Source organism: Erwinia sp. AnSW2-5 (assembly GCF_045107195.1).
GTDB lineage: Bacteria > Pseudomonadota > Gammaproteobacteria > Enterobacterales > Enterobacteriaceae > Erwinia.
Map to the genome: position 1 here is coordinate 78,897 of NZ_JBJGXA010000031.1, position 12,309 is coordinate 91,205.

General features: G+C 57.1%; 12 protein-coding genes and 1 tRNA gene. 8 read left to right on the top strand and 5 right to left on the bottom strand.

Features of this window, described 5'->3' with window-relative positions:
- Positions 1-25 precede the first annotated feature (25 nt).
- From ACFL9S_RS18530 to ACFL9S_RS18545, 4 genes are all read left to right on the top strand, one after another.
- Positions 26-1,441, top strand: a complete 1,416-nt coding sequence (locus ACFL9S_RS18530) for a carbohydrate porin (protein ID WP_405263331.1) — start codon at positions 26-28, stop codon at positions 1,439-1,441.
- A 177-nt stretch (positions 1,442-1,618) separates the two neighbouring features.
- Positions 1,619-2,374 (top strand): DNA polymerase III subunit epsilon, encoded by a 756-nt coding sequence (dnaQ, locus tag ACFL9S_RS18535; RefSeq protein WP_405263332.1) that lies wholly within the window; start codon positions 1,619-1,621, stop codon positions 2,372-2,374.
- Positions 2,375-2,505: 131 nt separating this feature from the next.
- Positions 2,506-2,582: transfer RNA gene (locus ACFL9S_RS18540), tRNA-Asp, on the top strand.
- Positions 2,583-2,672: 90 nt separating this feature from the next.
- A complete protein-coding gene (locus tag ACFL9S_RS18545) occupies positions 2,673-3,227 on the top strand; it encodes a hypothetical protein (protein ID WP_405263333.1) in 555 nt (184 codons plus the stop codon).
- 66 nt (positions 3,228-3,293) lie between these two features.
- On the opposite strand, the gene ACFL9S_RS18550 is transcribed toward ACFL9S_RS18545, so the two are convergent.
- Positions 3,294-4,790 carry an NCS1 family nucleobase:cation symporter-1 gene (locus tag ACFL9S_RS18550; RefSeq protein WP_405263334.1) on the bottom strand — a complete coding sequence of 499 codons (1,497 nt, stop codon included), beginning with the start codon at positions 4,788-4,790 and terminating at the stop codon, positions 3,294-3,296.
- A 146-nt stretch (positions 4,791-4,936) separates the two neighbouring features.
- On the opposite strand from ACFL9S_RS18550, the gene ACFL9S_RS18555 reads away from it, so the two are divergent.
- From ACFL9S_RS18555 to puuE, 3 genes are read left to right on the top strand one after another with little or no spacing between them, the layout of a single operon-like run.
- Positions 4,937-5,650: a GntR family transcriptional regulator gene (locus ACFL9S_RS18555; protein ID WP_405263335.1), complete on the top strand. Its 714-nt coding sequence runs from the start codon at positions 4,937-4,939 to the stop codon at positions 5,648-5,650.
- Positions 5,650-6,393 (top strand): allantoin racemase, encoded by a 744-nt coding sequence (gene hpxA / locus ACFL9S_RS18560; protein WP_405263336.1) that lies wholly within the window; start codon positions 5,650-5,652, stop codon positions 6,391-6,393. The genes ACFL9S_RS18555 and hpxA overlap by 1 nt, the downstream gene beginning before the upstream one ends.
- 44 nt (positions 6,394-6,437) lie before the next feature.
- Positions 6,438-7,397 (top strand): allantoinase PuuE, encoded by a 960-nt coding sequence (puuE, locus tag ACFL9S_RS18565; protein ID WP_405263337.1) that lies wholly within the window; start codon positions 6,438-6,440, stop codon positions 7,395-7,397.
- Between the two features lie 37 nt (positions 7,398-7,434).
- Here puuE and hpxZ read toward each other — a convergent pair whose 3' ends face one another.
- The 4 genes from hpxZ to ACFL9S_RS18585 are packed head-to-tail and all read right to left on the bottom strand — an operon-like array spanning position 7,435 to position 11,019.
- Entirely contained in the window at positions 7,435-7,818 is a 384-nt protein-coding gene (gene hpxZ, locus ACFL9S_RS18570; protein ID WP_405263448.1) for an oxalurate catabolism protein HpxZ, read from the bottom strand.
- A 2-nt stretch (positions 7,819-7,820) separates the two neighbouring features.
- Complete coding sequence (locus tag ACFL9S_RS18575; protein ID WP_405263338.1) at positions 7,821-9,218, bottom strand: AtzE family amidohydrolase; 1,398 nt, start codon at positions 9,216-9,218, stop codon at positions 7,821-7,823.
- Complete coding sequence (gene hpxX / locus ACFL9S_RS18580; protein WP_405263339.1) at positions 9,215-9,403, bottom strand: oxalurate catabolism protein HpxX; 189 nt, start codon at positions 9,401-9,403, stop codon at positions 9,215-9,217. The genes ACFL9S_RS18575 and hpxX overlap by 4 nt, the downstream gene beginning before the upstream one ends.
- 29 nt (positions 9,404-9,432) lie before the next feature.
- Positions 9,433-11,019: a gamma-glutamyltransferase family protein gene (locus ACFL9S_RS18585; RefSeq protein WP_405263340.1), complete on the bottom strand. Its 1,587-nt coding sequence runs from the start codon at positions 11,017-11,019 to the stop codon at positions 9,433-9,435.
- A 215-nt stretch (positions 11,020-11,234) separates the two neighbouring features.
- On the opposite strand from ACFL9S_RS18585, the gene hpxU reads away from it, so the two are divergent.
- Entirely contained in the window at positions 11,235-12,074 is an 840-nt protein-coding gene (gene hpxU, locus ACFL9S_RS18590) for a MurR/RpiR family transcriptional regulator HpxU (protein ID WP_405263341.1), read from the top strand.
- Positions 12,075-12,309 lie beyond the last annotated feature (235 nt).

Below are 12,309 nucleotides of genomic sequence, written 5' to 3' on the forward strand. Positions count from 1 at the left end.
AAAAAAATAATAGATAGAGATAATAATGAACACATTTAAAAAACTGCCCTTAACGGTGGCGGTCATTGCCGCGCTGTGCCCGTTTTCTGCTCTTGCGGAGCAAATGATTAGTCAGCAGCAGTTAGATAAGATTGTCGCGCAGGCGGTGGAGAAAGCGCTGGCAGAGCGCGAAGCAAGAGTGAATGCGGCAACGCAGCCAGCACCCGCGGTTGCTCCCGCTGCCGTCGTAACACCTGTTGCGCCAGAATCACTCCCGGTAGCCGCCACGCCCTCCGCAGATATGGCGATCCCTTACGGCCTGAAATTTTCCGCTTACGCCCGCTATGGTGCCCATTTCCAGAGCGGTGACCAAAAATATATCGCGGTGGATGGTTCGTATAATGGTTCGTCGGGAATTGGCCGCCTGGGCAATGAAGGCTACGGCGGGGAATATCAGCTCTCCAAAACCTTCAAAGCGGAAAATGGTGCCATCTGGGATGCCAACGTGATGATCGATCACTGGAGTGATGAGCTGAATTTAAAGAAAGCCTATGTTGGCGTCACCAACCTGTTTGAATCGCAGCCGGATGCCTATCTCTGGGCCGGGCGTGATTTCCATCAACGTCCACAGCAGGAGCTTAATGACTACATGTGGATGAGCCATGACGGGCAGGGGGCAGGGATTAAGAACCTCGATCTCAACGGTGTGCTGTTTGATCTGGCTGCTGTGGGGGCGGTGGAGTCCTGTGATGCACGCGTGGTCGAAGACGGCGATAACCCTTCGCGAATTTCCTGTACAGGGGGAGCAGGCACCGGTGAGAAAGGCAATTATGCGCTGACATCAAAAATCCACGGCATCACCGTCGGCCCCCTTGATGTGGCGCTGTACGCCAACTACGGGCTTGACTCAAAAGCGATAGAAAGCGATGAACGCACCAAAGCCTGGCAGGGTGCCGTTGTGCTCAGCCATACCACCGATCGCTCGATGAATCAGCTTATCACCCGCTATTCAGACAACGCAGATAACAGCGTCTACAACAAAACGGACGCGCTGCGTTCCATTTATACCAGCTTCGATGGGGTCTACACGTTTAACCCGCAGACCACCGTCAGGTATCTGTTGGCCTTCCAGGACTATCGCAACAGCGAACTGAGTGAGGATAACCGCAGAAACTACGCCGCAATTATCCGTCCCATGTATTTCTGGAACGAGGTGCATTCGACCTGGCTTGAAGGCGGCTATCAGCGTGTTAACTACGAAGAGGGAGGGAGCAACAAAGGCTGGAAGATGACGCTTTCGCAAAATATCTCCTTTGCGATGGGACCAGACTTCAGGCCGATGCTGCGTTTCTATGTCACCGGGGGGGAAGTGGATAACCAGCATACGGCGCGTACCACGGACAGTCAGGACACCCGCCTGGATTCCTTCAACGTCGGGGCGATGTGGGAAGCCTGGTTCTAATCTGAACAATCCCACGCTGTAAGCCAGCGGTATTTTAATGCCGCTGGTGCGTTGCTCTGAGCAGTGAAGAATGACTTGAGCGCGTGGCAGGTGCTATTCTGTGTCGCGTCTATCCCTTTCAGCACGCCGCAGCATCCTTAAGCCAGGCACGCATTCAATTATAGTGAGTAACGAATAGTGAGTTTTCAAAGTACTAATGACAGGATCATCGTTCTTGATACCGAAACCACCGGTATGAACATGATCGGTGTCCACTATGAAGGGCATCGCATTATTGAAATTGGTGCCGTTGAGGTGATCAACCGCCGTCCAACGGGCAATAACTTCCATGTGTATCTCAAGCCCGATCGGCTGGTGGACCCGGAAGCCTTCGGTGTACACGGTATTGCCGACGAATTCCTGCTGGATAAACCCACTTTTGCTCAGGTAGCGGATGACTTCCTGGCCTATATCGATGGCGCAGAGCTGGTGATCCATAACGCCTCGTTCGATATCGGCTTTATGGACTATGAGTTTGCCAAACTGCAGCGTGGCATTGCCAAAACAGAAACCTTCTGTCAGATCACCGACAGTCTGGCGATGGCGCGTAAGATGTTCCCCGGCAAGCGTAACAGCCTTGATGCGCTGTGCTCACGCTATGAGATAGACAACAGCAAACGTACGCTGCACGGCGCACTGCTTGACTCCGAAATACTGGCAGAAGTTTTCCTGATCATGACCGGCGGGCAGACTTCGCTGACCTTCTCAATGGAGGGGGATCGTGAGGAGCAGGACGATGGCGAAACCATTCACCGCATCACCCGGCCATCCTCGGGTCTGCGTGTGGTACGTGCCAGCGAGCAGGAGCTGGCCGCGCATGAGTCGCGCCTTGATCTGGTGCAGAAAAAAGGCGGCAGTTGTTTATGGCGCCCGGAAGACGTCATCGATGTATAAGTGATTAAAAAGCAGGCGAAAACGCACTTTCGGTGAAAAAGAGAGCAGTTGAGATAATTCCACAGAAAAAGCGTTGACGCAGCGCAGGCTGCCCCGTAATATTCGCCTCGTTCTCGACGGGGAACATCGGTGGAGCGGTAGTTCAGTTGGTTAGAATACCTGCCTGTCACGCAGGGGGTCGCGGGTTCGAGCCCCGTCCGTTCCGCCAAACATTCAGAGAAAGGCCGATTCGAAAGAATCGGCCTTTTTCGTTTTATTTTGAAAAAATGATGAAGCTGAAGCCTTTCAAGGATGAACGATGATAAAGCCGATCTTTCTCTTCACCGCATTACTTATCTCTACGCTGGCATCCGGATTACAAGCGGCGCCTGTTTATGCCGATAAACCCACCGGCGAAGCATCGAATCTTATGAAGCAATATGTCATATCATCGGGAGCGGTGCGTGTTGAGGTGCTGCACAGGCTGGAGGCGCTATCTGCTGACCACCCTGATAATGTTAACGTAAGACGGATGTATGCCAACCTGCTCGTCTCTGACGGGCAATATGATCGTGCCATTTCGCAGTATGAGATCCTGAATAAAAAAGATCCGCGTCCGGTGCTATTACTGCCGGAGTGTATGCTGAAAGAAAGAGTGGGTAAGAAAGAGAGTGGGTGTTACCAGTCTGTCATTGCGATCGCTGAAGCGAAAAATATCCGGGACAGTGATTATCTTACCGCACTGTATTTTGCGGAAGATAAACGTTTTTTAGCAGAGAAAGAGAAATTTATTCACGCTAATAAAATGACAAAGGCTGACCTTGCTGTGTTCACATTAAATCGTGAGAAAATTCTGCATACCCTTTTTCCGTAACTGTTACAGGCTTGCAGTAATACAGGAAAACACCGGGGCCAGATACTATCTGGCCCCCTCGTTATATCACTCTTTCTGCATCGCCACTTTCGCGTTATAGCTTTGTGTCGTGCTCTTCTCGACATCGCCACGGGCAATCCAGCGATAGCTGCCAGCACCCAGCGCCACCCCGATAAACCAGCTAAAGTTTGCCACCGCATGCAGCGACGGAATAAAGCTGATCACCAGGCCAATGGCGACCGACGGCAGCAGCGCCACAATCGCTTTCGGGTTAAACCCACCGCGATACCAGTATTTCCCTTTCGGCGTGGCATCAAACAGATCATCGACGGAGATCTGGCTGCGTTTAATCAGATAGAAGTCCGCCAGCAGGATGCCGAACAGTGGCCCGATAAACGCGCCCAGCACATCCAGCGTGTAGTGGATCAGCTCCGGTGACTGGAACAGGTTCCACGGCGTCAGCAGCACGGAACCGACGGCTGCGATCATCCCGCCGGTACGGAAGCTGATCTTCTGCGGTGAACAGTTGGAGAAGTCGAACGCCGGAGAAACAAAGTTAGCGACGATGTTGATGCCGATAGTGGCGGTGATCATCGTCAGCAGACCAATCGCCACCGCCAGATCGCTACCCACCATACTTACCGTTTCAATCGGATCGATGATCATGCGGCCAAACAGCGACTGCGTCCCCGAAACAATCACCACGGTAACGATGGAGAACAGCAGGAAGTTAAACGGCAGACCCCAGCGGTTACCACGGCGGATTTCACCCATACTTTTACCGTAGCGCGAGAAATCACCGAAGTTGAGCAGCGGGCCAGAGAAGTACGATACCACCAGCGCGGTGGCGGTCAGCATCTGCCACGCCTGCTCGCCGCCCGTCAGCGCCTTGCTTGCCAGGGTAAAGGAGATCCCGTCAAACCCGGTTTTGTATACAATCCATCCCGCGAGCGCCACCATCACCACGTACACCGCCGGGCCGGCAACATCAATGAAACGCTTAATCGCGCTCATCCCGTGCCAGAACACCATCGCCTGCAACAGCCACATAATCCCGAAGCAGATCCAGCCCAGCTGCGATAATCCCAGCCAGGAAGCGTGCGTCAGCGACGACAGCGCAGGCCAGAACTTCAGCGAGACCAGCATCAGCGCATTCGCTGCGAGGTAGGTCTGAATACCGTACCAGGCAAAGGCGATTAACCCGCGGATCACCGCCGGGATATTGGCCCCAAACACACCGAACGCCTGACGGCAGATCACCGCGTAAGGCACGCCCGCCATCTGACTGGGTTTCGCCACCAGGTTGGCACAGACCTGCACAATACAGATGCCGACCAGCAGGCACAGCAGCACCTGCCAGCTGGCAAGGCCCAGCGTGAAGAAGCTGGCGGCCACCACATAGCCCCCCATGCTGTGTACATCCGACATCCAGAAAGAAAAGATATTGTACCAACTCCAGTTCTGGTCACGCGTTGGCGCCAGATCTTCATTGCACAGCCGTGGGCTGTAGTTGGCGGTGGCGTCTGACGCCGCTGCCGGGGAAGAACCATGACTATTTGGCATGAAACCTGCTCCTCTGAATACAGTTATCAATAAACCGGGTTACAGGAGACATTGCAGGATCCAGGCCAGAATGTAATTTCATGTATACAAAAGTGAGTTTTCCTGTGTACGATTCTTGACGGAAATGATGTTTACCGGAGTAGGGAATGAAGAGTGAAACCGGGCTGAAAACGGCCTCCGACCTGAGTGACAAGGATGAGCCTATCTACCAGGCGCTGATGACGGCAATCGTGGAACATCAGTTACCACCGGGGAGTAAATTACCGGAGGAGGCGCTCTCCGAGGTGTTTGGCGTCAGCCGCACCGGCATTCGTAAGGTGCTGCAACGCCTCGCCGCAGTGCAAATGATCACCCTGACGCCCAAACGTGGTGCGCATGTTGCCACGCCAACCGTTGAGGAGGCGCAGGATATCTTCCGTACTCGCAGCCTGATTGAGTGCGCGAACCTGTCCGGGGTGCTGATGCACTGCCAGGCCCCGCATCTTGCCGCACTGGAGAAGCTCAATCTCCAGGAGCAGCAGGCCCATGAAAATCACGATGGCGCAGCGGCGATCCGCCTCTCAGCGGCCTTTCATATTCAGTTACAGGCGATTTCCGGCAACCAGGTGCTGACCGAAATCGTGACGCGTCTGACCCAGCGCTCCTCGCTGGTGGTGGCGGCGTATGGCGCGCCCTGGCAGCAGGGCTGCCGCTGTGACGATCACGATCGGCTGGTGGTGCTGCTACGGGAAAAATCGCTGACCCAGCTGACTGACGCACTACGGCAACATTTCGATCATATCGTCGCCAGTCTGCGCTTTGAACGCAGCGGCGAAACGCTGCCGGACTTTTCCCGGCTGTTTGCGTCAAAAGGAGCATGATGATGAGTGGCAAACAGGTTATTCAGGTGATCAACCCCAACACCAGCCTGGCGATGACGGAAACCATCGGTGCCGCGGCACGCGCGGTGGCGGCCGGGAATACCGAGATCCTGGCGGTGTGCCCGTCCCAGGGCGTACCTTCTATTGAAGGGCACTTTGATGAGGCCATCGCCGCGATTGGCGTGCTGGAGCAGATCAAAATCGGCCGTGAACAGGGCGTTTGCGGCCATGTGATCGCCTGCTTCGGCGATCCGGGATTACTGGCCGCACGCGAGCTGGCGCAGGGACCGGTCGTCGGGATTGCGGAAGCCGCGATGCATATGGCCACGCTGGTCGCCACACGCTTTTCCATTGTCACCACGCTGCCGCGTACCCTGATTATTGCCCGCCATCTGCTTCAGCAATATGGCTTTGAACATCACTGCGCGGCGCTGCACGCCATCGACCTGCCGGTACTGGCACTGGAAGATGGCAGCGGTCTGGCGCAGGAGAAAGTGCGCCAGCGTTGTATACAATCCATCCGCGAAGATGGCTGCGGTGCCATCGTGCTCGGCTGCGGTGGCATGGCCGATCTGGCGCAATCGCTGACGCGTGAACTGGGCGTGCCGGTAATCGATGGCGTGACGGCCGCCGTGAAAATGGTGGAGTCGCTGGTGGCGTTAGGGCTGAACACCAGCAAGCACGGCGATCTTGACTATCCGATACGAAAAAACCTGTCGGGACAGTTTGAGCGCCTAAACTGAAAAGTCGGGTCCCATTTCTTTTTGCGACGTTAAGGACTGAGACGATGAGCAATACACCGGAAAAAAAAGAGTACAGCTTCAACAAAAACTATCCCCGTGACCTGCGCGGTTACGCGGGTAATCCGCCTCATGCGGCCTGGCCGGGTAAGGCGAAGATCGCGGTGCAATTTGTCCTCAACTACGAAGAGGGCGCCGAAAATAACGTGCTGCATGGTGATGCAGGCTCCGAGCAGTTTCTCTCCGATATCATTGGCGCGGCCAGCTATCCTGAGCGCCATATGTCGATGGATTCGCTGTATGAATATGGCTCACGTGCCGGGTTCTGGCGCATCCATAACGAATTTCAAAAACGTGGCCTGCCGCTGACCGTCTTTGGCGTGGCGATGGCGCTGGCACGGCACCCGGAGATTGTTGAAGCGATCAAAACTGCCGACTACGATGTGGTCAGCCACGGCTGGCGCTGGATCCACTATCAGAGCATGGATGCAAAAACAGAACGCCAGCATATGCAGCAGGCGCTGGATACCCTGACCGATCTGTTTGGCAAGACGCCAACGGGCTGGTATACCGGGCGCGACAGCCCGAACACCCGGAGGCTGGTGGTAGAGCAGGGTGGCCTGACTTACGACAGCGACTATTATGGCGACGATCTGCCGTTCTGGACGCAGGTCACCTGTCAGGATGGCACGGTGAAACCGCATCTGATCATCCCTTATACCCTTGAAACTAATGACATGCGTTTTGCCACGCCGCAGGGGTTTAACACCGCCGAGCAGTTTTACACCTACCTGAAAGACAGCTTTGATGTGCTGTACGAAGAGGGAGAAAGCGCGCCGAAAATGCTGTCGATTGGGATGCACTGTCGCCTGCTGGGCCGTCCTGGCCGCTTCCGCGCCTTGCAACGTTTCCTTGACCATATCCAGCAGCATGAAGGGGTGTGGATCTGTACCCGCCAGCAAATCGCTGACCACTGGGTGAAGACCCACCCGGCACCGGAGGCGTAATGCAGACAGCGAGGCGCGCCTCGCTGTTCTTAGTCCGTCAGTTCATCAAACTGACCTGTGCCGCCACGATGCGCCAGCCGTAGGGAAGCCTGACCCAGGTCTGCTGCTGACGCCCTATTTTATCGCTGCCCTCGCGGGTAAACTCCGTACTGCACACGGCAAAATCATCGCCGTAGCTGGTGATCACCGTATTCTGTAACTGACGAAATAACCCGGCTGAAGGGCGCGCAGCACGAAATTCGCGAATCGCATCAATACCGTACAAATTCTCTCCGGCACCGAGGCGCACCGTGCGTTCGTCGTGCCAGAAAAGCTCATCCAGCACCGCGATGTCATTGTTGATCAATGCCTCTTCGTAACGATAAAACGCCGCCGTCACTTCGGCGAGGATCAGCGGGCGGTCAATATGTTCACTTTTCATCATTAACGCTCCATGCTTGCAGGGGCTGCCTGCGTAATGCCCATCAGCTCCAGCGCCCTGGCGGCACGCAGGCAGGCGGCTTCATTAAACGGGGCGGCAATCAGTTGCAGACCGATGGGCAACCCACTGCGGGTGCGTAACGGCACCGTGGTCACCGGCAGGCCGAGGAACGAAATGGGCTGGGTTAACATGCCCATGCTGGCGCGGATGGGCAGGTCACTGCCATTGATGTGCATGGTCTCCTGCCCGATCAACGTGGCGCTGGTGGGCGTGGCGGGGGCAATCAGCACATCGACATGATCGAACAGCGGCAGCACCTGCTGCTGGAAGTAGCGGCGGAAGCGCTGTGCCTGAACGTACCAGGCTGCGGGGATCATCGCTCCGGCCAGCAGGCGCTCACGTGATAACGGCTCGAAACGCTCAGGCGCACGGCGCAGCGCGGGCAGGTAATGATTGCCGCCCTCAGAGGCGCTGATAATAAAGGCCGATGTGCGCGCCAGTTCGGCTTCCGGTAGCACAATCTCTTCGCTGGCATTCAGTGCGCTGGCAGCCACCGCCACCGCCGCGCGGGCGTCTTCATCGCACCATTGCTGGAAGTAACCGCCCAGCACGCCAAAGCGCAGCCCTTCACTGCCGCGTTCCAGCAGAGGGCTGACCGCCTGCATGGGTTTCTCAGCCTGGAAGCTGTCGGCAGGATCGCTCCCCTGTAACACATCGTAGACGTGGGTGAGATCGCTGACCCGGCGGGCAAAGGGACCAATATGATCGAGGCTGGCGACAAACGGATGGCTGCCGCTGCGCGACAGGCGGCCAAAGGTCGGCTTCAGGCCAAAAATACCGCACAGTGAGGCGGGAACGCGGATCGATCCGTTGGTATCCGATCCGAGAGAAAAGTTCACCAGCCCGGCGGCCACGGCGGCAGCTGAACCGCCCGACGATCCGCCAGCAATTCGCGTACGATCGTGTGGATTACGCGTGGCACCATAATGGCTGTTTTCGGTGGTGAACCCGTAGGCATAAGCATCCATATTCAGCATCCCGGACAGCAGTCCGCCGCTGGCGGCCAGCTTCTGCACCGCCCAGGCATCCTGGCGTGCAGCCGGACGGTCGCTAAACAAACTGGCCCCGGCCAGCGTCGCGTGCCCGGCGACATCAAACAGATTTTTGACCGCGTAAGGCACCGCCGCCAGCGGGGGCAGTGGCTGATTATCCTGTTTCAGGCGATCAATCCGATCGGCCTCCTGCAACATGCGATCCTGCGTAATATGGGTCCAGGCATTCAGCGCAGGGTTATGCTGCGCGATCGCCGCCAGCGTATGCAGGGCGATCTCGCGCGCACTCAGCTCACCTTTGGTCAGCAATTGGGTCAGTTCGGCAATCGACAGTGCGGCCAGATTCATGCTTTATACACTCCCGCCACTTCCAGGCGATCGTCCAGCGGAAAGGCCATCAGCGGCGCGGCCATTCCGGCAATGCGGTTGAACTGGGTCAGCAGCTCGGCACGGCGCGCATCGTCGAGTTCCAGCGCCAGCACCTGTTCCATCTGTGCCACATAGGCTGCCCAGTCGGGCGCAGTTTGCTTCATGCTCATCTCCGTTTCTCTCTCTCTCTCTTTTAAAACCCGGCCGCGCTGCCGTTGCTACGCGGATCGAATGCCCCTTCGAGCATCCCGTTGTTGTGGCGCACAATCGCGCCCGCATGGCCCACGACTTCGCTGAAATCAGGCAACAGTTCCACCTCATGCCCCAGCGCACGCAGCGTGGCAACGGTCTCCGCCGGGAAGCGGCCTTCCAGTTTGAGTGAATCGGAGGCCTGGCCCCAGGTGCGCCCCAGCAGCCAGCGTGGCGCACTCACCGCCTGTTGCAGGCCCATGCCCTGTACCACATGGCGGGTAAAAATGGCCGCCTGAGTCTGAGGCTGGCCGTCGCCGCCCATCGATCCGTACACCATCGTCCGGCCATCGTTCAGCCGCGCAGCCGCAGGATTCAGCGTGTGGAACGGCTGTTTACCCGGCATCAGCGCCAGCAGGTGATCGGGATCGAGGCTGAACGCCGCGCCGCGATTCTGCCAGGTAATACCGGTGCCGGGGATCACCACACCGCTGCCGAATTCGTGATAGATGCTCTGAATAAAGGAGACTGCCAGCCCGCTGCTGTCCATCACGCCCATCCACACCGTGTCGCCCGGCCCTTTGCCGGTGCCCCATGCTGCTGCCTGATTCACATCGATCTGCGCCGCCATCTGTTGCAGGCGATCGCTGTCGAGCAGGGTCTGCATCTGTTCACGCATATGTTGCGGGTCGGTGATGTAACGGTCGCGCAGGCCAAAGGCCAGCTTGGTGGCTTCCACAATGCGGTGAATGGTTTGTGCCTCATCGGCGTCGGCCATATTCAGATGGTCGGTGATGCCAAGGATCGCCAGTGACACCAGGCCCTGCGTGGGCGGCGTCATATTAAATACATCGCCGTACTGATGGCGGATGCGCAATGGCGTGCGGCGTTTGGCCTGCTGACGGTTCAGATCTTCCAGCGTCACCGGCATTCCCAGCCGGGACATCTCACTGGCGAGCTGACGGGCAAGCGGGCCGCGATAGAAGCTCTCCAGCCCGGCTTCGGCCAGATGAATTAAGGTATTTGCCAGGTCGGGCTGGGTAAAACGGCTGCCACAGGGCGGCACTTCACCATCAGGTAAGAAGGTGGCGGCAAACCCCGGTTGATCCACCAGTTCGGCCTGTTTACTGGCGGTGGCTGCGGCCTGAGAGGCGGTGACCGGAATGCCGTCGGCAGCATAGCGGATCGCATCTGCCAGCAGGCGCGGCAACGGCAGCTGCTGGCCGCCCATCTCACGGGAGATGTTCAGTGCTTCTGACCAGCCGCTGACCGTACCGGCCACCGTCAGCGCTGATTTCGGGCCGCGATGGGGAATGCGGCTGCTGCCCTGGTAGAAGTCGATCGTCGCCAGCGATCCTGCGGCACCGCTGGCATCGATCGCAACCGGCTCGCCCTTCGGCGGCACAATCAGCCAGAAGCCATCACCGCCGAGACCATTCATATGCGGATAGGCCACGGCAACCGTCGCGGCAGCGGCCACCATCGCCTCAATGGCATTGCCACCTTCACGTAAAATACCCAGTGCGCTTTCACTGGCCAGATGGTGTGGCGTCACCGCCATGCCCAAAGGGGCCATGTTACTTTGATTCATTCCATTCTCGTCGTTCGGATAGCAGATAGGTGACTAAAGCAATAGCCGTTCCAGTTTGTCGAGCGGCAGAATGTTAACAATTGAATATCTGTCGTATGGCTCCGGTTTTTTGCTAAAAAGAGACCGATTGTCATCTCTGAACGCGGTGCGCTACAGACAGGCACGTTATTTGTATATCATTCTGTGGATGAAACAAACGTTACAGGGTTAATCGCATGATGCAGCTTGATGAACGCCTGCGCAGTCAGTACGCGCAGCTTTCGCCGCAGGAACAACGTGTCGCTGATTTTGCCTTCGATCATTTCGATGACCTGATCAGCTACAACAGTGCCGATCTGGCACGCCTCAGCGGTGTATCCAAGGCCACGGTAAGCCGTCTGTTTAAGCGCCTGGGCTATGAAAAATATAAAGATATGCGCGACGAACTGCGCACCCTGCGTCAGAGCGGGATGCCGCTCACCGACAACCGTGATGCGGTGCAGGGCAACACGCTGCTGGCCCGCCACTATAAGCAGGAGATGGCGAACCTTACCCAGTGGGTGAACGGCATTGATGCGGCGCATTTTGGCGAAGTCGTTCAGGCGCTGGCGAACAGTAAACGTATCTTTATCATTGGGATGCGTAACGCTTACCCGGTGGCGCTGCACCTGCGCCAGCAGCTGTTGCAGGCCAGAACTCAGGTGCAGGTGCTGCCGCAGCCGGGGCAGACGCTCTCTGAAGAGCTGGTGGATCTGACCCCGGAAGATATTGTGGTGGTGATGGCGTTCCGGCGTCGCCCGCGCATTATCCGCCCGTTGTTGCAGCAGTTGCAGCACAACGGCATTCCGGTGCTGGCGCTGTGTGAACCTCAGGCGCAGGCGGTGATTGCCCTGGCGCGCTGGCAGCTGTGTGCGCCGCTGGACAGCGTCTCCGCCTTCGACAGCTACGCGGCGGCCAACAGTCTGATCAACCTGCTGGCCAATGCCGTACTGCACGAACTGTTAAGCGATGGTCGTCAGCGCATCCATCAGATTGCCGACCTTTACACCCAGCTGGATGAACTGGAACAGCGCTAATGGGGCGCTATTCTGGTGCATTGCATGATTTTGGGGCGCCGCAGGGCGCCCTTTTTCACTCCCGTTTTCCCGCCGCTGTTTCCCTCTCTTGCCCGAGAACCCTGTACTGAAAATCTGTTTTATGATGCCTGGTAGCGCTTAATTTGTGGATTTAACACGCTTTTTATTTCCCCTGACGTTACCCTCGCGTAAAAAATGTGAGACGGATAACGCGCTGGCACATTAGTTGCAATTA